The following is a 24,439-nucleotide window of genomic DNA, read 5'->3' as shown; positions in this document are numbered from 1 at the left end:
TGAACCTCCCTCCTTCTCACCCGATTTTATTTCGCTGCTTCTAAATATTTCAAATCGATTAAGCCATCGATTTTATTACTGGAAATATAACCGGCTTCCTGGCTGATATCTGCCATTTCCTGAATGACTTTTTCATTGACCTCCGTTGTTACTTCCAAACGGGAAAAGGCTGCCTGCACTTCTTTTTTGCTCAACTCTTTGCCAGTCAGATTTTTCAAATGCTTGATGATCAGATCTTGGCTTTCTTCGGGATTTTCCTGAATGAATTTGACGGCCTTTTTATGTGCTTGCAGGTAGGCGGTTGCCAATCCTTCTCGTTTCAAAAATTCATCGCTGGCTGCTACCACGGTATTGGTTGATTCTTTCCCCCAAGCGAATTGATCCCAGTCCAGAAGCAATTTTCCTTCTGCCTGATTCTCAAGTACATATCCCCACGGCTCCTGCGTTGCTGCACCATCAACGGATTTTTGCACGAATAATGCTGCCGTATCTGCTGGGGCCGCCGCATACAGTTCCACATCTCCACCATTCGTCGTCGGTTTGAGGCCAACCTCCTTCAGTGCTTTTCTGAGCATGACATCCTGTGTGCTGCCAATTACCGGAATCGCGATTTTTTTGCCTTTTAACTCTTTTAGTTCACTAATATTGGTTGAACCATTCACGACGAGCACAGCCCCGCCATTGACCGCACCTGAAATCAAACGATACCCGGGATGCTTGACATAAAAGTTCAAAAGAGGCCCTGGCCCCACCGTCCCTACGTCAATCGCCTTCGTTGCCATTGCCTCCATAAACAATCCGCCATTGGCGACCGTTTTTGTTTGAATCTTCATATCAGCACCGAAGGCTTCCTTAAAATAGCCTTTTTCCAGCGCGATGATCGTTGCGCTATGGGTCAGGTTTGGGAAATATCCAATCCTTACTTCCTTCTCAGAGGATTCTGCTCCGCCAGTAGAGCACCCGCTCACAATCCCCATCAATAATAGGGATGCAACAACGGTATTAAACACTTTTTTAAGCATGTGACGACACTCTCCTTAGCCATTTTTCTTTTATGAATGGACTCCCCACTTCATCTGAATGTTGCGTTCGATGCGTGAAAAGACAACGTTATCGACGATGGTACCGATGATCGCAATAATGATCATGACAGATATCACCAAATCCATTTGTCCAAGTGAACGTCCCATCTCGAGCAATTGACCGAGACCACCGCCACCCCCGAGTAATTCACCAGCCATGAGTGCCCGCCAGGAAAATGCCCATGCGATTCGAAGTCCGGAGATGATCTGCGGTACGGATGCAGGAAGAATGACTGTTCGTACAAAGTGAAAGCCAGTCGAACCGTAAGTCTTGGCTACCCGCTGATATAACGGTGGGACATTTTTAAAACCGCTGGTCGCGTTGACCGTCATCGTCCAGGTCGCCCCGATCGTCACGATGAACAAAATAGAGAAGTCATTTAAGCCAAACCAGATAATCGCTAGCGGGAACCAGACAATGCTCGGGATAGACTGAAGCGCTGTCACCACAAAGCCAAGCGTATCTTCTACGAGTTTGTACCTCCAAATGAAGTAACCCAATATCAGTCCGAGAATAATGGCAATGAGAAAGCCCAACAGGATTCGTCCCAAACTTTTTCCAATCGCGGCGGTAATTTGCCCGCTTATCAATCCATTTACGAGTGTTTCGAAAACCTGGGTCAAGCTGGGAAACATGAACGATGGCAACCCAGATAATCTAGATGTGACTTCCCATATCGCCGCTATCATAGCGATGAAGATGACCCGCCTTAAAGCTGTAGTCATTGCCCATTTCCTCCTTCAGCACCTTTTCTATCTCTTCTTGCAGGATCGACAGCACCTTCTGCTCCGTGTTTAATGTCACACTGTCCGGCATGACTCCATCGCGCATGGCAGGAACCGCAATGATCTCCTTGATTTTTCCGGGGCGTGTGGCAAAAACGACGATCCTCTCCGCAAGCAAAACGGCCTCCCGGATATTATGGGTGACGAAAAAAATCGTGACCTTGGTCGTTCGCCAAATCTCAAGCAACTCCTTATGAAGAACCATCCGCGTCTGTTCATCCAACGCCGAGAACGGTTCATCCATCAGCAAAATGTCGGGTTCCATGACAAGTGCCCGAGCTATGGCTACACGTTGCTTCATCCCACCTGAGAGCTGATGGGGATATGAATGAACATACTTACTTAAATGGACCATTTTGAGCACATCCAGCGCCTTCTCGTTGGCTTTCGCAGCAGACATTTTTTTCAACTTGAGCCCGTATGTAACATTTTCCAAAACCGTTAGCCATGGAAATAATCCCGCTTCTTGAAAAACCACGACTCTGTCGGGACCGGGCTTATTCACTTTGTTGCCAGCAACGTGTATGTCACCGCTGTCCGGTTGATCCAATCCGGCTATTAAGTAGAGCAGCGTCGACTTTCCACAGCCAGAGGGGCCGACAATGGAAACGAAGCTGCCCTTTTCCACTTCAAGATTGATATCATCCAGCACCTTTACTTTTTGTTTCTGCTCATTCACGAAATGTTTCGTAACATTATCAATAGTCAGATACATGACTGCACCTCTTTTTATTCCAACTTAGTCGATGGGGATTATGAATAAATAATGATTAATCCTATCGTTTTTGTCAACTATAATCCAATAAAAAAGGGAAGGCGGCGGGCACCTTCTCCTATTCAATGCGGTATCAAAGTTTTATGTGCAGCATTACACGTCGTCTTCTTTAACTACTTACCTACAACTTCGTCGGGTCAAATCTTCTCTCATCCAAATAAGCTCGTGCATGCCCCCAGAAATACTTGCTTGGCTGCATGTAGATTTCCAGACCTGCCCGCTCGATTGTGCGATTCGCCTCTTCATTGGCTTCTTTGAGGATTTGTTTTTCATCCACAGTCAAAACACGGCGCTCGTCCATAATCAGCTCACCGTCAACGATGACATGGTTCACATCTCCACCGACTGCCTGATAGACGACACGATGGACATGCATGTTCTCTGGATTCAAGTGGGCCTGATGCATATTTACAGTAATGACGTCCGCTTTTTTACCAGCCTCAAGCGAGCCCAGCTCGTCATCCCAGCCGACACAGCGTGCCGCATCAATCGTTACCATTTCCAGCAGCTTGCCCGGCGGGAGGTAATAATAATCGCGCAGCGCCGCTTGTTGCAGCAGCTGCATTCTGCGCATGGCCTGGAACATGTCAAAAGGAGTCATCGGCGAGGTGCCATCTGTCGTGATTGCAACAGTCGCTCCCATCTCCAGCAATTCTGTAATGGGGGTGCGTGCATTGATTTGACCAAAACCAGGAGAAGCACTCACATTCGTTCCTGTCTCGGCCAAAATTTTCGCCTCGTCAAAAGAAATTCCCCGACAATGCTGCAAGTGTACGTCAGGACCGAGCAGCGCGTACTCTTTGTCTTGAATCGCGAGGTGAATCATGCCTCCAAAAGCATCGGAATGGATGCGCGTGTCGTACTTTTTCGCAATCTCCCTGATTTTCCGCGCTTGGTAACGGTCGAAATCGGTTAAGCCAAACAATTGGTCGGCTGGTGTCGGATAAGACGGATTGACAGAGGTCACGATGACAAATGGAGTTATGTATGCTCTGGTTTTATCGTTATTCGCGTGATTCAGGGCTTCGATCACTGCTTCTGCCCCAGCGAGAACCTGTTCATAGGTGACTTCCTTCGTTACTTTTTGTCCATCGATCCAGCGGCTGAAGGGATGCGGCCACGGTGGATTGCATGGACCTGTCGCTACGATTTCGCGAACGCCAACCTCGTTGTACGCTTTGGCGTGATTCAAGGCAAAGATCGGATCATCTGAGCGCGGCATCGAGCCCAGGACGCTAACACCTGTTGTAATCCCAGCTTTAAGCCGCTCCAGTGCGGACAGCTTTCCCTCGTAGTACCAGAAATCGTCTGTCACGTAGTGCTTGTAAGTGTTGGTCATGATTGGCATCCAGTCGTTGATATTGTCAGTCGCAATCGTTTTGAACAACGAATGTCCGCCATGACCATGTGCGTCAACGAAGCCTGGCAGTATACAATGATGCGCGCAGTCAACTACCTTTTGCGCGGGATACTTGTCTTTTAGAAGTTGGGTGTCGCCTACCTCCAAAATTCTTCCTTTATCAATAGCGACTGCCCCGTCCTGTAATACCCGGCGGTCTTTGTCCATAGTAATGACTACACCGTTTACGAGTAACAAATCGATCAAGTTGCATCTCCCCCAGCTTCAAGAATAAGGGTGGTGCCCATGTCACCTACTCCCCCTCCCTACACCTTACCGCAATTTCGACACCTTGTATTTGCAAGAAAATTACAACTTTTTATAATATGTTTACCTGTTGGTTCCAAATGGAAAAACCACCTTCCCTTGAAGGAAAGATGGTTTGAAGGTTTTAGGCATCCGCTTTTCGTTTGCGGAGGAAAAAAATGAGAAACGCTATCCCCGCAAATGCGAGTACAGCATAAACGACATTGGAATAGAGATCGAAATAGTACAGAATGTCTTCCCACGATTCCCCCAATAAGTGACCAGCCATCACTAGGACGATGTTCCAAATAAGCGTACCGAGTGTTGTAAATAGCAAAAACAGCGGGAAATTCATTTTGGTCATACCAGCTGGAATGGAAATCAGGCTTCTGATTAATGGGATCATGCGGCAAAAAAAGATCGTCCAGTACCCGTAACGGTCGAACCATTCATTCGCTTTATAGATATCTGCCGTTTTAATGCGCAGAAGATGCCCCCATCTCTCTACGATCTTCTCTATTTTTTTGACGTCTAGGTAATAACCGATTCCATAGAGCATGATTGCCCCGATCACCGAACCGATTGTAGCTGACAAGATTACGCCAAAAACCGTTAAGGATGATTGCGTCGTCATAAATCCACCGAAGGTCAAGATCACCTCAGAAGGTATGGGTGGAAAGATGTTTTCCAGTGCCATCATCAGTAAGATACCGAAGTAACTATATTGTTCAATAATTTGGGTCATCCAGTTCTGCATGCTATCCCTCACAATTATCTACCAATGCTTATCTCTCCAGTATAGAGACACGCGTTGCATAGTTCAATGAAAAGCGATAATCTTTTCCTTTATTTCAATACGAAAGAAGGAAGTCTTGGGTTACCCTTCCTTTGAAAATTTTCATTTAGAATATTCCTGAACAAAAAATATTGCCTCCATGCACATTTTTCAAAAACGAATCGTGAGGAGGTGAACTGTGTGTTTCGCAAAATTGTCCATTCACTCGTATGTCTTTTACTGGTTATGACTGCTGGCGCCGTGAATGTAAACGCGGCCGAAGCAAAAGCAACCGGCATGTTTTTCATTGAGAAACTATTCAAGAAAGAAGGACTTCGCTTTCAAGTGACCGTTACCGAAATCGACAATCCAAAATACGACTCACCAGTGTACCACGTAAATACGATTGTCACCAATATTTCGCGGAAACCAATCACATACACAACTGGTCATTGCTATGGTGTAACAAATCGACTAGAAGCACATGCCTCTGGAGACTCTTGGGAGCTTCCTTACCCAGAAACCGAACCTGCATGTCCCCCTGTCATCCAGGAGAAAATCTTGAAGCCCGGGAGAACTATCGAGCAAGATGAATACTTCCGAACAGACGAACTGCCGGATGATCTTACGCCAGACTATTTTCAATTGAATTCTTCCGTACGCATCCTCGTTGGACTCGAAGATAAGGAACGTAAAGAGGAATTCGTAAAGATGCAGACGCAATTTCTCGCAGGGCTGGCTCTCCATCCAGATGAGATTGAGCTCCAGGCTGAATCAAGTGAGCTCCCTAAATCGTATTACGAACTCAAAGTGACAGGGAAAGCCTCCAATAACGATATCAAACGCGTAACGATTCAGGTCTTCAATACGGTCATTACGTTGCGACTCGACTCGAAGTCAGGAGAGTTTTCCACGAAGAAAAAAGTAAAAGCAAAAGGCCCGTCCCTTCAATCAGGTGTACTCGAGGTCACGTACAAAGATGGCACGAAACATATCTACAACATTCCCATAGGAAATTCCAGCAACTGATGTTCTCCATGAAAAAAAGGACGGCCATGTGTCCGTCCTTTTTTTCGTATTTCACTCTGTTTCTGTTCTGTCGTGCTATTCCCTACTGCTTAGACCAGTAAATCAGTGTGTCGTCCCTCTTCATTTCTGCAAAGCCCATTTTGACTAATATTTTCGCGGAATCTATGTTATCTAGCAAGCACTTCGCTGTAATCTTTTTCACATCTGGCTGCAACAACGCCCAATTCGCTAGGCCTTCTGCCGCCTCATTCGCGTAGCCTTTTTTTCGTTCGGCTTCAATAATACCATAGCCGATGTCCACTTCTCCCTCCGCATTCGGTACTCCCTTGAACCCTGCATCCCCGATGATCATCATGCCATCTTTTGTAATGATCATCCACGATTCAAATCCTGTCGGTTCCCCTGTGAGTTCGAGTGCTTTGATGATTTTCGGTATCGTTTCCATCGCATCCTCATCAGGCCAGCCTTTTCCTAATGTAAGCCCCATATCCAATAACTCTTCGTAATTTTCTTGCAAAACATTCGTCGCTATTCTATGTGTAAATGGAATCAATATGAGCCGTTGTGTGTGAATGCTTTTTTCATTCATGGACAGGTACCCCTTCCTTTTCCTTCATTGCCGGTGACGATATTTACGGTAAATTTACACTCCATATGTTTTTTCAGAAAGGGTCTATTCCTACACCTCAGCTACTTTTTCATTACTCCGATAGGAAGAATCACTCGGGCACTACCATTATAGCATGATTTTCCATCCCTTTTTTCTAAGAACGAATTGAAGATTGATTAATTGGAATCTTTTCCGAATAATGAGAGTTAACGAATGATGATGGACACCACGGAAATCCAGTTGGTAAGGAGTGAGAACATGTCCACAACGCTAAACACTGAGCTTGTCCGCATTCTGCCCTGGGCGGATCACGATCTTCCCTTGCTGCGTCTTTTGAATGCGCCTGCCATGATGGAGCATCTTGGAGGCCCGGAGACGGAGAAGCAGCTCCTCGCTCGGCACAAACGATACGTCAATAAGGACGGACAGCTAACGAGCAAGATGTTCAGCATCGTACTGCTTCCAGATCACACCCCTGTCGGAAGCATCGGCTATTGGGACCGCATCTGGCAAGGGGAAAACGTATACGAAGTAGGCTGGAGCGTCCTGCCCCCCTTTCAAGGGAAAGGAATTGCCTCTGTGGCTTTAGCCTCACTCATCACACGCATCAACCAAGAACGAAGGCACAAGTTTATTCATGCCTATCCCTCCGTGGACAACCCTGCCTCCAATGCCATTTGCCGTAAGCTCGGTTTCACTTTGCAATCAGAATGCGTCTTTGAATACCCTCCAGGAAATTTTATGCGCTCCAATGATTGGCGATTAGAAGTTGCATCAGGACATTTCCCCATTGAAAAAGTCCGGGAGCAATTCCCCGCGCTACAACGAACTTACAAAGGCAAGCCAGTTGTTTATCTGGATGGCCCAGGCGGCTCGCAAGTCGTAAAATCCTCCATGGACGCGATCTATCGCTATATGGCGGACGGTGGAGCGAATTTACATGGCTCCTTTCCAACGAGCAAGGAGACAGAAGCCATCCTTGCAGATGCCAAGCAAGCAGTAGCAGACCTCTTCCACGTGAAGCCGCTGGAGGTAGCCTTCGGTGCGAATATGACCACCCTGACCTTTGCGATTGCGCGTGCATTAGGTCGACATTGGAAAGAAGGGGATGAAATCATCGTCTCCGAGATGGATCACCGCGCCAATGTAGACCCGTGGCTGACTGTTGCCGCTGATCGCGGAATAACCGTTCGGTGGTTAAAAGTGAATAAAGAGACACTTACGTTACAACTAGATGAGCTCGATACCCTACTTACCTCCAGGACCAGACTTGTGGCAGTCGGGCTTGCTTCCAATGCTGTCGGAACGATCCATGATCTCGCTGCCATTTCCCAAAAAGCACGTGCTAAAGGAGTTATTGTTGCTGTCGACGCCGTGCATGCGGTACCTCACTTCTCTATCCATCGAGACGAGATTGGAGCCGATATCCTGCTCTGTTCCGCTTACAAGTTTTTTGGCCCTCATGTGGGAATCGCTATTATTCGCAAAGAAATTTTTGAAGCACTCGATGTTTACAAACTGGTTCCTGCCCCCTCTTCTTATCCAGATAAACTGGAGACCGGAACACAAAATCATGAAGGAATCGCTGGAATCAGACCCGCTATCGAATTTGTTGCGTCGCTTGGTTTCGGTGATACCTTCGCTGAAAAAATCCGGTCTGGTTACGAGGTGATCGAAGCCTATGAAAATCAGTTGGCTGAAAAGCTGCGAAAAGAACTAGGCGCAATGAATGGTGTCACCATCTATCAAGCGTGTGAAGATGTACCGAAAACACCAACGATCGCTTTTCGGATCGAAGGGTTTACTCCCCAAGAAATATGTGAGCGAATGTGTGAGGAGCATAGCATATTCCTTGCGGACGGGGACTTCTATGCGACAACACTCGCCAATTGTTTGGGAATCAGTGAAAGTGGCGGCTGGATACGAGCGGGGCTGGCACCGTACAATACCCACGAGGAAATAGACCGTTTCATTCAAGGGATGGAAGCCATTATAAGGGCATAAAACAAGACCCGGGTCAACGCGACTCGGGTCTTCCACGTTTTTATCCATGAAGCCCGCCCTGAAATCTGGCACGGGGGCGATAGTGCCCGACTGGAATTTGAATCAAGCAGGTTTTCTCTTCTGTCTCTAGGTTGTAAAGATCGTCGCAATTTTCCACGTCAAATCCGAGTAACGGATGACCGCCCATTCCACACGTGAACGCTGCCAAAAGCAAGTGATGCACGACGATTCCCGCCTCCAAATGCTGGATGCGATACCCTCTAAACCCTAGCTGATTGATCAAATGATCGCGTTTACCCGCCACATGAAAGCAGAGCGGCACTTGATACAAATTCACGTTGTCCAGCGTCATTCCGTCTTGAAGGCGTGCTCGTAAATCTCCATAGACAATCGGATAAAGAGCGTGTTCCAGTGGTTCGTAAGCGTATGCCCCATCTCGTATCCCTTCTACCTGATGAATGCTTACAAAGAGAGAAAGCCTACTCCACGCTACTTCTTGATTTTTTCCCAAATCATTGCCATACGATAGAGCACTCATCGTCATTTCCACGATACGCGCTACCTGATCCTGGTCTGTTTTCCTCCTGATAAAGTCCATTTCCGGCGAAAAACGCTCCCGGCAATATTGCGCCAGATCATAGTTTGGTTTCTGCAAACGCGGGAGAAGAATTCGCTCATCGGAACGACGAGGCCACTTGCTTTCCAACTGATCCGAATAACGTGTAATTGAATGGGTAGATTCCTGCATGGCAGCTTGATTCATTTGCAGGAGCGTAGGATATTTTCTCATTCTTTTTGAGCGCATCACCTGCACATGCTTTTGCTCAGGCAGTTCTCGGATTAACTCGCTTGCCGTCTCCTCTTCTCGCTCTGCCCAATGTGTGGTTGAGTGCGAATGCCTCTCCCCTTCTGTTTGAAGCGATAAGGGAACTACCGCGTATACACTCTCTTGATCGGCAGACAATCCTAGCAGTGTATTTATCGCTCTATCTAGGAACTGGTAATGTACCGCAGTCGTTACACCGAACTGGTTTGCCATTTCCTGCAATTGTCCAAGCAGTACTCCAGCATCGAGGCCCTGCAATCGATAGGAAAACTCATCATACTTAAAAAAGTTCTTCCAAAAATAGGTGGATACGAACGCAACTCCAAAGCAAGCATGTACCGGGCAACTGCCGCCAAGTGCTCGGCTTAGGAAGTGATCAAAATTCCCTTCGCGCAATTGTACGAGTCTGTGATGGGCCACATCGTAGTGGTATAGACCAGAAGGAATACTAGATAGCTTCAAATACACGTACAGCTCACTCGGATAGAGCGCCCCTCCAGACGGAACTGGTCTTCGATTCGTTACAAGTGGCACAAACGACTCAGATCCTACATCTGTCGGCGCTGTGGTTAACAACGATTGGCTGATTTGGATGAGGCCATAGCTATACCATAACCAAGCGCCCAATTGAGGAAGAGACATCACTTGTGAAACCGTATGATCTGCGAGCGATAGAGGGACGTCTTCTGGAAGCGGAATAACAGGTAGCCCCCTGTACAGCTTGTATGTCAGTGGCGCATCCCCCCAATCCACTTCGAGATCACTTGGCCTGGCGTTTTCCGTATCAAAATGAAGGCGGTACAAGAAATTTTCGAGACTCATCCGGCTCACTCCCAGATGCATGTTATGGAAACGGATGCGGAAAAGGATTCAACTCGTCTACACGCAGTGGTTGTTTCGTGTAACCCAGCTTCACAGGGACCTCCCATACTCTTTTCAATCCTGTTACTCGCGTGAGATGCTGGCCAAAAGTCATCGGGAGCATGCCAGGAATCAATACGCGTACGCAAGATAAGCCGTGGCGCGCTACCTCTGGTGTCGTTTGATCTACCACAATGACATCGAGATCTAACTTTTGGAACACACCGAGCAACTCCCGCAAATCGTCTGTTAGATCACGATGCTGGTTTCTTCTAGGAAATTGTTCAGCGAAAGAGACCATCGGGCGTGAATTATTCATAAGAAAGGCTAAGCGCTCCGCTGCTTCCGGCAAGCTGTAAAGCATCGCATGATCGTCCATCTTTTTCACTAGGGACGAATCATGGAGCATGCGCAAATATTTGTCTCGGTTCGCTTCGTACTTGTCTGTCAAAGTCATGAGCATGGCAGCCGTTTCGTAAATCGAGCTTTTTACAGCGCGGATGGGGTCTGGATGCGCTCCTGCTGCACAAACGAGGTGCAAGCCTTCTTCTCCGCGGTTTTTCGCAATCGTCCATACAGCGGGAATTCCATTTTCCATTGTCGCATCGAACAAGTACAAATCGTAATTGGTAACGGTCTGCATCCGATCAATTAGAAGAAGCAATTCCCGATCATTGACCGTAGCGGGATCGAGACGCGGTAATGGCAATTGGGCATACCAGGTCAACAGGAAAGCATCTCGCTCCACCACTTCGAGGATGCCGTAAAAGATCGCCTCCTCCAAACTACCGCCTAACGCACAGCCATTGGAGGTCTCAAATACAACTCCCTCCCCGAATCCCATACTGTAGTAGGCCATGAGCTCAGGCACAAGAATGGGTCGCTCTTCTTTAAAGGAATAACCCCATACCCAGTTCATCTCTCGCTTGGGATCAAACGGCTGAAAAGGAAAATCTGGCAGGGCATACTGCTCTTCTGAATGGGTCCCCGCCGTTGTCGGATCAAGGGCATGCGGCGCAAGGTTTGCATAGCAGTCACGCACCATCGTCTTCTTGCCACGCGGCATCAGCCCGCAATATCTTTCCATTCCTTCCAAAATCGCCGTTATCTCACTATCCGCGTATGAAACAGACCTGCCAGCCGTCCCCTCGTCATGTGAAAATAACGGCAAATTGACACTTACATCTGCGAACACAGAGACAAGATCACGCACTTTCCCATTCAAAAACCCGGTTCGGGAATCCAAATATTCGTTGGTGAGAGCTTGCTTCAAAGCGGCTATGGATTTTGTCCGGTAGCTGTCCGGACTTTGCTTTACGATAGGCTTCAAGCATATTCTTGCCTGCTCTTCAGAATCCTCGGGCAGCTGACTGCATACCGAACATAATGGATTGGGCAAAAAGAAGTGACGCGTGCTGGTCAATGTTTGCAAATCAATAAACTGGATATGCTCGGATAACTGGGCTTGCCTGCCCTCTACTATACGTTCAACCTCCGCACTGACATGGTATGCCACTTGTAACAACCCTGAGCGAGATGACCATGGATCACGGGGTATGCCGCCTTTCTCCCTCAGCATATGTTGTATCTTCCACATCTCTTTGCGATCGCGTCCCGCCATCAATCGCCGCATATCTGCACACTGGGAGCACCCTGTTTGATCTGGACGAACCAACGGACCTACGATTGCCTCCCCGAACGAAACGAAACCGCGCAACCATGGAATATTCGCTTTTCGGAAATGCTTTTCTGCCTGCAAATGCAAAGCAGGATCGTACGCATCGTGCAACAGGAGCGCCAAATCTGCTCCACTTGTCGCAGACTCCATGTTTTCACTGTGCCACACGCGATAGTCCTTGCTCAGATGTTCTGAAACCAGCTCCGCCAGTACTCCGTCTCCAACTACAAGAATGTCAACGCTCATTGAAGCACCTCCTGTGAGAGCAGCAAGGCGAATACACCGCCAAGGTCTTCTTCTAGGAAAGGCTCTATCGCGGCATTCATGACTCGAGGAGAAAGGTGTTGAAGCGCCAGTACCTCAACCGCTTGTTTCCAGACCTCTTTTTCCGATTCTTCCTGAACGCTACTGAGTGCAAGTTCGATGGCTTCACCCGTCAAGCCGACAGATTGCGCTGTCAGTACATACTTGGACACTTGATTTGTTGGCGTCTGAATCTGATGCAAGGCATACATCAGCGCTTTTCGCAATGCTACTCGCTCTAGCAAGCCAATACTCCCATACCATCCCGTGGGCGTTTCCACCCAAAACACCGGAAATCCGTACACCTCATGACCTTTTGCAATCGTCAGTTTCTCACCTAATGTAGCGAAAGACCGTACATAAAACCGGGACTGTTCATCCACAATCGAGTCAACATGCACAGGCCTAGCCGTTGGTTGTCGTCCTTGCATTTCTGATACATACGTGAGTGTCAAACAATGCTGTAATGCCCGACATAAACCTTCTGCTGCCGTTTCCCCTGCTCCAATTCCGATGTTGCGGTGGTTCACCATTCTTCCCACATACATCTCTGCCCCAAGCAATCCTGCTTCTCTACGCGCCTCGTCATGGGTATATCCTGCGCATACAACTGTTGGCAATAGCTCTGCGGGACCATCTGCCACAGGATCGACTGCTGTCACCCTACACTGTGTCAGTGGTAGCTGCGTAAGCTCTCCCTCATCCCAGCTGTGAAAAATTCCGTTATCAGGGGAGGTCCATGACGGAAACAAAGACAATAGACTTTCTTTCTGTTCTGCCTCTTTGGATATCCGCAATTCAAGCTCCCTCTCATCCAATACCTCCATGCTCATGTCTTCTTTTCGCATTGGGTGAGGCATGTATGACTGCCAGCTTCCTTCCAATGTCTCCAGATTTAACAAATAAATTTTGTTCGGGTCCTCTGCTTCATTGACACCTGAAACGTATTTGAACCATTCAAAAACAGCGATGTTCGCCAGCATGGCTGCTACGGTCATTGAATATGGATGTTGCTCGGGGTCCGCACACAAAGCCTGTCGATGTAAACGACGCCAAGCCGATTCAAAGCAAGCCTCTGACTGTGGATGAATCAGCGGCCCTACCATACCTTTTTGCTGGACAAATAACGCCGGAACAAACACCTTCTCCCGCTCTCTGCACGCGAGCTGGATCACACTTATTTCGCCCTCGTTTACGTTTGCTGACGTGTACAAAATACCAGCGAAAGGCTCGATCGTCGCTGACCAGTCGGCACCCTCCCACGACGTCGGCTTGAGTTCATCCAGCTTCACGTGTGGGTCTTTCCTACGCGAATGTTCTATAATCGCCTCTAGCCGCTCACGATTGGTCGAAGTCTCATTCGTGATGGCGTAATGGAATTGAACGCATCCCGATTCCAGCAATGCATGGATGACAGAAAGGAGAAAGGTACCTGCCCCGATCACCAATACTTTTTCCGTTCGATATTTTTGAAACCGATACCCTCCTGATCCACCTAACTGATCCAAATATTCAATCTGCGCTGCATACCTCGACATGACCTCTGGTGATAATTCATGTGGTTTCTCCCGGCTCACATCTTGAAGGAATCCATTTTCTAAAAGTGTACCGGCCACTTGGAAAATTTGTTGCTGGTATTCTTCCGGCAAATCGTCGGTCAATTGCTCCAACGTATGCACACCATTAAACATGGGAAATAACTGATCTACCCATCGATCGATCATGTCACCCTTCAAACGGAAAGTTCCGATGTTATTGCGAAAATACACACTTCCGTCTGAATCGGGTACATACACTGTATCCCGCTTCACTTTTATGCGCATCGAAGGATTCAGCTTATCCATTCTCCTCCCCCTGACGTTGTGAAATAAACCAATTTGCGACAAGACATGTCACAGCTATTTTATGTATCACTCTTTGTCTCACATTCCAGTTGGAAAAACAAAGCCCCTGCCAAAAACCAATTTGGGGCAGGAGCTTCATTTACGTGATTAGAAATCGTCAAACACGATAAAGCATGGGAAGAAGCAAGAGCAACTGCAAGTGCAGGAGCAGGAGCAGGAACAGCTACATGAGCAGGAGCAGGAGCAAGAGCAACGACTGCAACGACCACAACTACATCTGTGGCAACCACCGCATCTGCCACATCCACCACATCTACTTCGAACTAGCGTCGCTTCATTCATTTTTTCTTTGTCCCAACGCTGCACTCGATCCGCTTTTATTTCAGAAGACTTCAATTTTTTTAGCTCTTTTTTGAACTCATCCATTCATTTTCACCTCCGCCACTTCATGGAACTACTCTAGATTTATGTAGTAACGTTGGGTATTCGTGCACAGATCATGCGCCCATTTTTGGTGGAACATGAGAAAAACCCGCTATGTTGCAAGGTTCCCTGACAAAAAAAGAAGCCGCCCTCAAAGTGAAGGCAGCTTGGATGATCACTGTTACAGTTTGAAGATAATGCCCATGAGTGAGTAAATAATCACCGTCGAGAACAGCACCGTCATATGAATCAGCGAATAAATAAACATCGTTTTCGACCATTTCTGTGAATCCATTTTCCGGTATCCAAAAACACTCAGAACCAGCCATAAAATATTCAGGAGCAGGGCCATAAACGTAAGACCAGCGCTTAATGACCAAAATAGAAAACTGCTAGCAATTAATATAACCAAATAAACATTTGTTTGAATGTAGGTACGTCTTGCACCTTTGACCACGGGTAACATAGGAACCCCAGCCGCCTTGTACTCATCATGCTTGCGAATCGCAATCGCATAGAAGTGAGGCATTTGCCAAATGACCATGATGATAAAGAGACCAAGGATAGCAGGATGCGTGATATCTGGGTGAATAGCAGCCCAACCGATGAGCGGCGGCATTGCGCCAGAAATACTTCCTACCTCCGTATTGTAAACTGTTCTTCTTTTGGTCCACATCGTATAAGGCACGACATAAAAAAACAGTCCGAGAAAACCCATAATAGCAGCCAACGGTGATGCCAAGACGAGAGCCACCAAGCCAAAAATCGTCATCAGGGATGCTAGCCATAAAACTTTCTTCGTTGATATTTCTCCTGTCACCGTAGGTCTGTTCTTCGTCCTCTCCATGACAGAATCGATATCGCGATCATACACGTTATTAAAAGCACCCGCTGCGCCCATGATTAAAATAGAGCCGATTGTAGCAAATAAGATTTCTGGCAGCTTATCTAATAGACTGAAGTGATACGTATATAAAGCCAATGTTAATCCGGCAAACATCGGAATCAGATTCGATTTGATAATTCCCGTCTTAACCGTTTGCGCCAAAATATTGGACATAGGCCGATTCCGCGTTGCAACGCTTTCTTCCCTCTGCATTCGTACACTGTCCCCTCTTACTAGATGATCTATATCTATCGTACTCCAAAATAGCATGACATAGTAGACGGTTAAATCCTACAAAACTGCCATTTGTATCTTACATACCGATAAGGATTTAAATACTATATGGAATGTTAATTCTATATGGTATGATTGTCAAGAGAAGGAGGCGGACGAATGAACAGACGCAGATTAACCCAAGCAGAGCGTAAACAGGAAACACGGCAATTGCTCATTGACGCAGCCATTGAGACCTTTGCTCAGTTAGGCTTCCACGGGGCTTCCGTTGATAAAATCGCAGACCATGCTGGATTTACCAAAGGTGCTGTTTATGCTCATTTTCAGTCCAAAGAAGATCTCTTTCTCGCTATCTTGGAAAGTCAGATGCAATTACATGTGTCTAATATCCATCACGTAATTGATCGCCAGCCATCATTATCGCATTTTATAGAAGCCATGGACGCCTATTTTATGTCCGTTCAGCAACAAAATCGCACGTGGAACATGCTGAACCTGGAATTTTTGCTTTATGCCATGCGCGAAGAGTCTGTTCGAAAGCGATGGTCGAACATGATCATAGAGTCGGTACAGCATCTTTCCAAGGCCATACAGACCTTGATGCCAAAAGAAAGTGACTCTACTCTATCCGCTGATGAAATGGCATGGACGATTCTTGCTTTAGAGAATGGCATGAGCATCTTTTATTACATTAGTGGCGACCAGGTGCCCCAGTCTTTATACGGAAAAGCTTTGCAAAACATGATATTGTCAAAATAGCGATTGCCTTATACTAGATCGTTTCTGACTGGGCAGCCCGTTGCTTCATGATTCGATTGACTCTCTCCGAACCATATAGCATGAACGCAATGTAGAAGGCTGTAAAAAACGGTAAAATAGAAACGGTCGTCTGTGCAGCAAGCCACCCCAGCAACGGAGGCAAAAGTGTGGCACCAGTGTACGCAACCGCCATCTGATAGCCCATCAGCTTTTGTGTTTGCTCTTTCCCAAAGCGTTCAGGGGTATCATGCAGCATACAGGGATAGATCGGAGCGAAGCCTAACCCGAGCAACAGAAAACCGATTAGCGAACTGAAAGTCGGTAATGGCAACATCAACAGCGCTGCCCCAGCGAATGATACGAGAAGTCCACTGCGAATCAGGACGCGGTTGCTCACTTTGAAGGTAACAAAGCCCGTGATAAATCGCCCCACGGTAATGCCACCGTAATACATGGCTACCCACACCGCCGCTACAGCCGCAGGTAGCTCCTTCACATTTACCAAAAAACTGCTCCCCCATAATCCCACCGATGCTTCAGCTCCACAATAGAAGAGAAAGGTTAGCAAAGTCAGCTTGACGCCTTTTGTCCGTAACGGTTGTTCGCTCTGCCCACGAGACGGCTGAACCAGTGACTCTTTGACAGCATGACTCTGCATGTTCTCCATTCGTTTCCATAAAGGAAGTGTAAACGCTAGAAGTACGACTAATGCAAATTGAATGAGAGAAATGGTCAAGTATCCATTCCGCCATAAATCATGATCGCGCATAAAGCCAGACATAATAATGGGGCCAAGTGTAGCACCCACTCCCCAGAAGCAATGCAGCCAGCTCATATGATGGGCTTGATAATGCGTGGCGACATAATGATTCAGAGCAGCATCCACAGAGCCAGCTCCTAGTCCCAGCGGCAATGCCAAAACCATCAACCATATAATCGAAGGAGCAAAAGAAAATCCGAGCAAGGCCGCCGCCGTCATCAAACAGCTGATCAGCGTGATCTGTCCTGTCCCCAATCGTTTTATTAATGCACCACTCATCAAGCTAGATACGATCGTTCCAGACGCAATCACAATGTTGATCACACCTGCCATACCAAATGCCGCACCATACTCTGCTTGCATGACCGGCCAAGCTGCCCCCAGTAACGAATCAGGAAGGCCCAAACTGATAAACGACAAGTAAATCATGATCAAAAAGAATGTTGCCACTATCCCCCGCCCCCTGCTCGCTTTTACATTCTTACTGTGAGTCTATTCAGCAATTTCTCTCCCTCTGTTTTGAACCGCTTGTTCTTTTCGAGAAATTCGTCCACTTCATTTAATTGGGCTGGCCGGTAGCCTGGGCCACCACAACCACAGGAATGATAGGTAAACCCATGCTGATAGAGGATTTCAACCTTTTTCCACTGCTTCACATCCGTTTGTTTCGGAGCCTTGAAATCATGCCCCATATCCTTCATTCCCTCACTACATTGCGGACAGCTATGCTTGATCTTGTTCCATTCTTCCTCCGTCAACTCATATTTGGAGGTTTGCTTGAACACTTTTCGGCAAGGAAAACAGGCGTATATTTGTTTATACGGACCATACATCCCATATCGACACATGATGATCAACCCTCTCCGGTATTGCTATGTATCCCCTTTTTTGACGAGCGTACTACCGATGAAATCAAAGCTCAAAGGCGCCCCCTTTTTGTCAGGCTGCCACCCCAGCTTGATCGCCTCTTCAATGATAGCCGCGACGTCAGCTGGCTTTATCACTCTCATATCCAAATGCTGCACAAGTGGAAACTCCGCCCAAAAGTCATTCACATCTGATTTTACATACACGCGAATCAATTGCCCTAAACCTTCATTGTGCTGAATCGTCAACGCGAGCAGCCCCTTCGCTGCTGGGCTAATGACCCATCGATATCGCTGCTCTCCGACCGTTATCCCCCGTGTGCCTTTTTTGGGTAATGCCATAGCTACCTCCTCATTGCGAGTAAATGTTTATCAGTTCTGTCAAATATGTTTTTATGCCGTCCACTATTTCGGGTGAATGCTGCACAGTCACTTCTTTCCCCAAGCCAAGCAAGAACTTTGCAAAAAATAAGATGTCACTTCTCGCTACATTTCCTTCCAACCAACCACTTCCATCCTGCCGCACATGCAGCATGGATGCAAGCCAAAGTTCAGCCTCACAAGCCTGCACACCTTCAGTGGTCAGCTCTGCAAATAAGTAGACCGTCTCCTGATCCTCAACTGTTGTGATGTGTCGATTTTCCAAATGAATGTCTCGAAGATCCAACGGCTTCGATGCCGATTGTTCGATGGAATGGATACGGTCACAACGAAACACACGAATATCTTGATGTTGATAACAATAAGCCGGGCTGTACCATAAACCGTTTTTTGTATATATTCCAATCGGCTGCATCTCACGCTTGGATTGTTGTCCGCGCGTTTCATAAGTGATAAGGAGTACTTTTTGTTGGATGGCAGCATCCAGCAATATGGATAAATACGGAGAGCTGGCTTGCCGCTTCGGTGTCACGAAATCGACACGGCGCTTCATCTGATCAATGCGATCTCGAATATCCGGTGGCATGAACTGATAAAATTTGTTCAGCGCCGAAGAGGATTCTGTCTCAAATGGCAGTGAGGTATGGTGTCGAAGAGCATGGATCGCGAAAAAGATTGCGACCGCTTCCTCCTCTGAGAATGCAATAGGCGGCAAAATCCTTTCCTTCAAAACATGATATCCGCCATGCGGTCCCACCTCAGAGTACAAAGGTACCCCTAACTCACTCAGCTCTTGCAGGTCCCTTAGGATCGTTCGCCCTGAAACGCCAAATTCGTCTGCAAGCTCACTCACAGTAAACTTACGCTTCCGGTTGACAGTCATCATCATTTCTAGCAGTCTTTTTGATTTTGGCATGGCATAACTCTCCAAAAGTTTTTATTATGACAATTCCTGTCACTATTATCTGTTATTGTGAAGGTGAAGTCGAGTTAGACATGATGCTGATTATCAATAAGGAGGGATTGCTTTATGCTTCAGCCACAAGAAAAAGGGACAATAACGAGGAAATTTTTCCAATCAGGTAACGTAAAACTATCTTACCTCGATTTTGGCGGGGATAGTCAAAGAGTCTTACTCCTGCTGCATGGTCATATGAATGATGCACGAACATTTACAGCGTTTGCTTCCAGATTCACAGATTGGCGCGTGATTGGATTGGATCAACGAGGTCACGGCTGGAGTGAACATGCCCCAGATACGGATTACTCACGTGAAGGCTACCTCAACGACATTCTCGCCTTTGTTAAGACCGTTTTTGCTGTAGCTCCTGTTACGATCGTCGGGCATTCTTTAGGAGGCGTCAACGCTTATCAATTTGCCGCTCGTTATCCTGAGCTTGTGAACGCGGTCATTGTGGAAGATATCGGGGTAGAAATTAAGGCCGACTTATCCTTTGCAGAAAAACTCCCACATCGCTCCCCTTCTTTACACGATCTAAGGAAATCACTCGAAGAAGTCGGCGTTCGAGCGGTCGATTATTTTTCGGAAAGCGTGTTTGAGGATGAACAAGGCTGGGGATTCCGTTCTGATTTAAAAGGCATGCCGATTTCTCAACGACACATTACCGGGGAATGGTGGAACGATTGGTTAGCGTCTTCTTGCCCGATCTTGCTGATCCATGGCAAAAAAAGCTTTGTATTGGATGAAAATCAAGCGGAACGCATGGTGACCCAAAGACCAAACACAAAGCTTGCAAGTTTTGCTGAGTGTGGGCATGATATCCATTCTACGAACCCTGACGGATACTATCAGGCTGTAAGAAGCTTTCTTGACGAGTTGAAATAATAGCCAATGCACGCACAAAAGGGGGAAGAGATATTGGAAAGTCTCTGTTCCCCCTCTTTTTTTAAAGCATGTACTTGTTTAACCTTGATAACTAATTTTCCCTGTTTCCACTAACTCTTTTAGGCCCATGAACATGAGATTCCAGCCATGTTCCGAGCCATCATGGTATTCTCTCAACGCTTTTTCAATATCCGTCTGCGTCCAATTTTCTTCATGCGGAACGACGATGTTTTGCGTAAAAGTCATTTCACAGCCTTGCTGTGTATCTTTTAGCTCCACGATTAAGGTATCGGTAGAATCGCTAAACTGCGGCATCTGAAAAGTAAAGACGATTTTCTTTGGACGATTAATTTCAATGTACTCTCCTATCGCGCGATAATCTTTCCCGTCTCGGTGATCAACAATTTCCCATGTTCCCCCTACCTGTGGGTTATTTTGTGCCACTTTATTGGTTCGCTCCAATGTAAAAAACCATTTCTTTATCATCTCTTGATTCAGCCATGCATCAAACACTTTTTCAGGTGGGACATCAAAATTTCTGGTCATGTTTAGTGCAATCGTTGAATACTCACTCATTTACATAGCTCCTTTTTGCGGTTTTCCTCGTTTTATTATAATGAAAAACAAGCCACGATAACCCCGCAGCTTGTTCCGTCTATTCTTTCTTTACAATTCCAACGTATGTTTCTCCAAGAAGTTCGTAGCGAAATTCCCTGCCACAAAGTCAGGGTGCTCCAGCAGTTTCTCATGGAAGGGAACCGTCGTATGCACGCCCTCGATGACAAACTCACCTAGCGCCCGTTTCATACGAGCCAATGCTTCGTTGCGATCTGTTCCCCAAACGATCAGCTTGGCGACCATCGAGTCATAGAAAGGAGAGATTTCGTAGCCGGGATAAACCGCACTGTCCACGCGCACACCGTAACCGCCAGGCGGCAAGTAATTGATGACCTTGCCTGGTGATGGCATAAAGTTTTTCGCTGGATTCTCCGCGTTGATTCGGCACTCGATTGCCCATCCGTTGATTTTCACATCTTCTTGTGAAAAGGATAACGGATTGCCTGCTGCAACAGATATTTGTTCTTTGATCAAGTCGATCCCTGTGATCATCTCTGTCACGGGATGCTCTACCTGAATCCGTGTATTCATTTCCATGAAGTAAAATTGACCGTGCTTGTCTAGCAAAAATTCAACGGTACCCGCTCCGTGGTACGAAACCGCTTTGGCTGCCGCCACCGCAGCTTGCCCCATTTGCTCGCGCAGCGCTTGATCCAGCGCCGGAGATGGCGCTTCCTCTACCAGCTTTTGATGACGACGTTGGATGGAGCAATCCCGCTCTCCCAAGTACACAGCGCTGCCGTGCTTGTCGCCCATGATTTGAATCTCCACATGCCGTGGCTCTTCCACGTATTTTTCCAAGTACACGCCGGCGTTGCCGAATGCCGTCTCCGCTTCTTTCTGGGCTTGCCGAATCGCCTTGGACAACTCATCGGCGTCAGAAGCGACCCGCATTCCTCTGCCGCCGCCTCCAGCCGTTGCTTTTACGATGACGGGATAGCCGATTTTCTCCGCTACCTGCAATGCCTCATCGATGTCATCAATCAAGCCGTCTGTGCCCGGAACTAATGGAACATTCGCTTGACTCATCGTTGCTTTTGCTACGGATTTGTCACCCATTTTGGTGATCGCTTCGGGATCGGGGCCGATAAAGGTAATCGAGCAATCTTGGCAAAGCTGGGCGAACGAAGCATTTTCCGCCAAGAAACCATAGCCCGGATGGATAGCGTCTGCCTTTGTGTGAAGAGCGACCGTCATAATCCGTGCCATGTTCAAATAACTGTCCTTGGACGCCGTAGGTCCGATGCAATACGCTTCATCCGCCAATTCTACGTGCAATGCTTCCCGATCCGCTTCAGAAAAGACAGCGACTGTACCTATCCCTAGTTCCTGACAAGCTCGGATAATGCGGACAGCGATTTCGCCGCGATTGGCAATTAATACTTTCGTAAACATAGGCGCACTCCTTCCTACTGAGTTTTGACAACGAGCAATGCTTTTCCATAATCGACAAACTGACCATCCACGACGAGAATTTCCGTGACGATCCCGCTAACAGGGGATGTAATGTCGGCAGAAAGCTGAAGAGCATCCGTCGTGCATCGTCCAACTTTTTCGCCAGCTTTAACAGTCTGCCCTACTGTCACTTCCGCATAGAACAGTCCTACTCCTAAAGACATGACTTGCTGTGTCACTTCCTTGGGTACCTCAGCAACGACATCGACGGACTCAGCTGTGGCGGCTGCCTCCTGATAGCCATGCTCTACTTCGCCCACTTGTACAGGCGCATTGACAGCCACGACTTCGACTGGTGCGCTTTTTTTGATCACGATGCGGGTCTTGCCCTTCTCCCATTCCAGCTCCTCAATGGAAGACTGATTCACCAGCTTGATCAATTCACGCAGTTCATGCAGCTTCATAGTACGATCAGAGCTCCTTTTTTATAGTGGGATATTCCCGTGCTTTTTGTACGGACGATCTTCCTGTTTGTTTCTGAGCATTTCCAAGGCTTGCGCCACCTTTTGGCGGGTTTCACGCGGATCGATGACGTCATCCACCATCCCGAGACTTGCCGCGACATATGGATTGGCGAACTTTTCTCGATAGAGGGCAATTTTCTCTGCGCGAGTCGCAGCCGGGTCCTCACTTTGTTCAATTTCTTTTGCAAAAATGACGTTGGCTGCCCCCTCGGGACCCATGACGGCAATCTCTGCATTCGGCCATGCATATACGACATCTGCTCCAATGGACTTGGAGTTGAGCGCCACATAAGCCCCTCCGTATGCTTTGCGCAGAATCACGGTGATTTTGGGAACCGTTGCTTCTGAGTATGCATACAAGATTTTCGCCCCATGACGGATAATCCCTCCGTGCTCCTGATTGATTCCCGGGAAAAAGCCAGAGACATCTTCAAAGGTTAGCAGCGGAATGTTGAAGCAGTCGCAAAAACGGATGAACCGTGCCAGCTTATCCGATGAATGAATGTCCAGTCCGCCTGCCATGACCTTCGGCTGGTTGGCGATGATGCCGACACTGTGTCCATCGATACGCGCCAGACCGATAACGATATTGCGGGCAAAGTTCGGCTGTACTTCCATGAAATCACCGTGATCCACGATTTTTTCGATAACCTTGCGCACATCGTATACTTTGGTGCTTTCAGCAGGTACGAGCTCTAGAAGCTCCTCTTGCCATCCATTATTCTCCTCTGCTTTTATCACAGGTGCGCGATCGCGATTGTTTTGTGGTAGGAAGCTGAGTAGCCTGCGCACTCCTTCCAATACTTCCTGTTCGGTTTCTGCCGTAAAATGAGCATTGCCGCTCACCGTCGAATGGACTTTGGCTCCGCCTAGATCCTCCGCAGATATTTTTTCACCTGTAACGGTTTCGATCACTTTTGGACCTGTGATGAACATTTGACTCGTCTTCTCTACCATGAACACGAAATCCGTAATCGCTGGAGAGTAAACGGCTCCTCCCGCACACGGACCGAGGATGACAGAGATTTGCGGAATCACACCGGAGTAAATGGCATTGCGGTAAAAAATCGTGCCATAGCCATCCAGCGAGCTTACCCCTTCTTGAATGCGTGCGCCGCCAGAGTCGTTCAGACCGATAAAAGGAGCGCCGTTTTTCGCTGCCAGGTCCATCACCTTGGCGATTTTCATCGCGTGCATCTCACCCAGAGCACCGCCAAATACCGTGAAATCCTGCGCGAACAAATAGACGGGACGACCGTTGATTTTTCCGTAGCCTGTCACGACGCCTTCGCCCGGTGCCTCCATCTGGTCGAGACCAAAATGCGTAGCGCGATGCTCAACAAACGGGTTCAGCTCCATAAAGGTGTCTGGGTCAAGCAGAAGCTCGATCCGCTCGCGTGCAGTCAACTTGCCACGGTTATGCTGAGCATCGATACGAGCATCTCCGCCACCAAGCTGGATTTTATATTTACGTTCCATCAATTCATCAATTTTTTCGTACATATTGTTGCTCATAAGGGCCACCATCT

General features: G+C 47.5%; 23 protein-coding genes. 4 read left to right on the top strand and 19 right to left on the bottom strand.

Annotation, left to right across the window (positions count from 1 at the left end; all coding sequences use genetic code 11):
• Window positions 1-26: 26 nt before the first annotated feature.
• From ACM6JA_RS15640 to ACM6JA_RS15620, 5 genes are all read right to left on the bottom strand, one after another.
• Window positions 27-1,022, bottom strand: coding sequence for an aliphatic sulfonate ABC transporter substrate-binding protein (locus ACM6JA_RS15640; protein ID WP_414853007.1), 996 nt, complete (start codon window positions 1,020-1,022; stop codon window positions 27-29).
• A gap of 30 nt (window positions 1,023-1,052) precedes the next feature.
• Entirely contained in the window at window positions 1,053-1,808 is a 756-nt protein-coding gene (locus tag ACM6JA_RS15635) for an ABC transporter permease (RefSeq protein ID WP_414853006.1), read from the bottom strand.
• Window positions 1,741-2,583 carry an ABC transporter ATP-binding protein gene (locus ACM6JA_RS15630; protein WP_414853005.1) on the bottom strand — a complete coding sequence of 281 codons (843 nt, stop codon included), beginning with the start codon at window positions 2,581-2,583 and terminating at the stop codon, window positions 1,741-1,743. The genes ACM6JA_RS15635 and ACM6JA_RS15630 overlap by 68 nt, the downstream gene beginning before the upstream one ends.
• Window positions 2,584-2,764: 181 nt before the next feature.
• Window positions 2,765-4,249 carry an amidohydrolase family protein gene (locus ACM6JA_RS15625; RefSeq protein ID WP_414853004.1) on the bottom strand — a complete coding sequence of 495 codons (1,485 nt, stop codon included), beginning with the start codon at window positions 4,247-4,249 and terminating at the stop codon, window positions 2,765-2,767.
• 184 nt (window positions 4,250-4,433) lie between these two features.
• The gene (locus ACM6JA_RS15620) at window positions 4,434-5,045 is read right to left on the bottom strand and encodes a DedA family protein (RefSeq protein ID WP_414853003.1); all 612 of its coding nucleotides are present in this window, start codon (window positions 5,043-5,045) and stop codon (window positions 4,434-4,436) included.
• Between the two features lie 219 nt (window positions 5,046-5,264).
• On the opposite strand from ACM6JA_RS15620, the gene ACM6JA_RS15615 reads away from it, so the two are divergent.
• Window positions 5,265-6,092: a hypothetical protein gene (locus ACM6JA_RS15615; RefSeq protein WP_414853002.1), complete on the top strand. Its 828-nt coding sequence runs from the start codon at window positions 5,265-5,267 to the stop codon at window positions 6,090-6,092.
• Between the two features lie 82 nt (window positions 6,093-6,174).
• On the opposite strand, the gene ACM6JA_RS15610 is transcribed toward ACM6JA_RS15615, so the two are convergent.
• On the bottom strand, window positions 6,175-6,681 hold the full coding sequence (locus tag ACM6JA_RS15610) for a GNAT family N-acetyltransferase (protein WP_414853001.1): 507 nt from the start codon (window positions 6,679-6,681) through the stop codon (window positions 6,175-6,177).
• A 279-nt stretch (window positions 6,682-6,960) separates the two neighbouring features.
• Here ACM6JA_RS15610 and ACM6JA_RS15605 point away from each other — a divergent pair, with 279 nt between their 5' ends.
• On the top strand, window positions 6,961-8,706 hold the full coding sequence (locus ACM6JA_RS15605; protein WP_414853000.1) for a cysteine desulfurase-like protein: 1,746 nt from the start codon (window positions 6,961-6,963) through the stop codon (window positions 8,704-8,706).
• Window positions 8,707-8,746: 40 nt separating this feature from the next.
• Here ACM6JA_RS15605 and ACM6JA_RS15600 read toward each other — a convergent pair whose 3' ends face one another.
• The 5 genes from ACM6JA_RS15600 to cyoE all read right to left on the bottom strand — a co-directional run bounded on the left by ACM6JA_RS15600 (window position 8,747) and on the right by cyoE (window position 15,740).
• Complete coding sequence (locus tag ACM6JA_RS15600) at window positions 8,747-10,354, bottom strand: SagB family peptide dehydrogenase (RefSeq protein ID WP_414852999.1); 1,608 nt, start codon at window positions 10,352-10,354, stop codon at window positions 8,747-8,749.
• Between the two features lie 22 nt (window positions 10,355-10,376).
• The gene (locus tag ACM6JA_RS15595) at window positions 10,377-12,317 is read right to left on the bottom strand and encodes a TOMM precursor leader peptide-binding protein (RefSeq protein WP_414852998.1); all 1,941 of its coding nucleotides are present in this window, start codon (window positions 12,315-12,317) and stop codon (window positions 10,377-10,379) included.
• A complete protein-coding gene (locus ACM6JA_RS15590) occupies window positions 12,314-14,218 on the bottom strand; it encodes a putative thiazole-containing bacteriocin maturation protein (protein ID WP_414852997.1) in 1,905 nt (634 codons plus the stop codon). The genes ACM6JA_RS15595 and ACM6JA_RS15590 overlap by 4 nt, the downstream gene beginning before the upstream one ends.
• 147 nt (window positions 14,219-14,365) lie before the next feature.
• Window positions 14,366-14,644, bottom strand: coding sequence for a heterocycloanthracin/sonorensin family bacteriocin (locus tag ACM6JA_RS15585; protein ID WP_414852996.1), 279 nt, complete (start codon window positions 14,642-14,644; stop codon window positions 14,366-14,368).
• 178 nt (window positions 14,645-14,822) lie between these two features.
• Window positions 14,823-15,740 carry a heme o synthase gene (cyoE, locus tag ACM6JA_RS15580; protein ID WP_414852995.1) on the bottom strand — a complete coding sequence of 306 codons (918 nt, stop codon included), beginning with the start codon at window positions 15,738-15,740 and terminating at the stop codon, window positions 14,823-14,825.
• Window positions 15,741-15,920: 180 nt separating this feature from the next.
• Here cyoE and ACM6JA_RS15575 point away from each other — a divergent pair, with 180 nt between their 5' ends.
• Complete coding sequence (locus ACM6JA_RS15575; RefSeq protein ID WP_414852994.1) at window positions 15,921-16,520, top strand: TetR/AcrR family transcriptional regulator; 600 nt, start codon at window positions 15,921-15,923, stop codon at window positions 16,518-16,520.
• Window positions 16,521-16,533: 13 nt separating this feature from the next.
• Here the strand turns inward: ACM6JA_RS15575 and ACM6JA_RS15570 are convergent, their stop codons facing one another.
• The 4 genes from ACM6JA_RS15570 to ACM6JA_RS15555 are packed head-to-tail and all read right to left on the bottom strand — an operon-like array spanning window position 16,534 to window position 19,443.
• Entirely contained in the window at window positions 16,534-17,730 is a 1,197-nt protein-coding gene (locus tag ACM6JA_RS15570) for an MFS transporter (RefSeq protein WP_414852993.1), read from the bottom strand.
• 23 nt (window positions 17,731-17,753) lie between these two features.
• Entirely contained in the window at window positions 17,754-18,128 is a 375-nt protein-coding gene (locus tag ACM6JA_RS15565) for a hypothetical protein (protein WP_414852992.1), read from the bottom strand.
• 24 nt (window positions 18,129-18,152) lie between these two features.
• On the bottom strand, window positions 18,153-18,488 hold the full coding sequence (locus ACM6JA_RS15560) for a hypothetical protein (RefSeq protein WP_414852991.1): 336 nt from the start codon (window positions 18,486-18,488) through the stop codon (window positions 18,153-18,155).
• A 10-nt stretch (window positions 18,489-18,498) separates the two neighbouring features.
• Window positions 18,499-19,443, bottom strand: coding sequence for a helix-turn-helix transcriptional regulator (locus ACM6JA_RS15555; protein WP_414852990.1), 945 nt, complete (start codon window positions 19,441-19,443; stop codon window positions 18,499-18,501).
• A gap of 114 nt (window positions 19,444-19,557) precedes the next feature.
• On the opposite strand from ACM6JA_RS15555, the gene ACM6JA_RS15550 reads away from it, so the two are divergent.
• Window positions 19,558-20,373 carry an alpha/beta fold hydrolase gene (locus ACM6JA_RS15550; protein ID WP_414852989.1) on the top strand — a complete coding sequence of 272 codons (816 nt, stop codon included), beginning with the start codon at window positions 19,558-19,560 and terminating at the stop codon, window positions 20,371-20,373.
• Between the two features lie 78 nt (window positions 20,374-20,451).
• Here the strand turns inward: ACM6JA_RS15550 and ACM6JA_RS15545 are convergent, their stop codons facing one another.
• The 4 genes from ACM6JA_RS15545 to ACM6JA_RS15530 all read right to left on the bottom strand — a co-directional run bounded on the left by ACM6JA_RS15545 (window position 20,452) and on the right by ACM6JA_RS15530 (window position 24,437).
• Window positions 20,452-20,949, bottom strand: coding sequence for an SRPBCC family protein (locus ACM6JA_RS15545; RefSeq protein WP_007717926.1), 498 nt, complete (start codon window positions 20,947-20,949; stop codon window positions 20,452-20,454).
• 90 nt (window positions 20,950-21,039) lie between these two features.
• Window positions 21,040-22,386, bottom strand: coding sequence for an acetyl-CoA carboxylase biotin carboxylase subunit (gene accC / locus ACM6JA_RS15540; RefSeq protein WP_414852988.1), 1,347 nt, complete (start codon window positions 22,384-22,386; stop codon window positions 21,040-21,042).
• Window positions 22,387-22,400: 14 nt separating this feature from the next.
• Window positions 22,401-22,850 (bottom strand): acetyl-CoA carboxylase biotin carboxyl carrier protein, encoded by a 450-nt coding sequence (locus tag ACM6JA_RS15535; RefSeq protein WP_414852987.1) that lies wholly within the window; start codon window positions 22,848-22,850, stop codon window positions 22,401-22,403.
• 21 nt (window positions 22,851-22,871) lie between these two features.
• Window positions 22,872-24,437, bottom strand: a complete 1,566-nt coding sequence (locus ACM6JA_RS15530; protein ID WP_048032820.1) for an acyl-CoA carboxylase subunit beta — start codon at window positions 24,435-24,437, stop codon at window positions 22,872-22,874.
• Between the last annotated feature and the right edge of the window lie 2 nt (window positions 24,438-24,439).

Source organism: Brevibacillus sp. IT-7CA2, assembly GCF_949767855.1.
Lineage (GTDB): Bacteria > Bacillota > Bacilli > Brevibacillales > Brevibacillaceae > Brevibacillus.
Note: the sequence above shows the minus strand (reverse complement) of the source record. Positions and strands in the feature narration are given on the sequence as shown.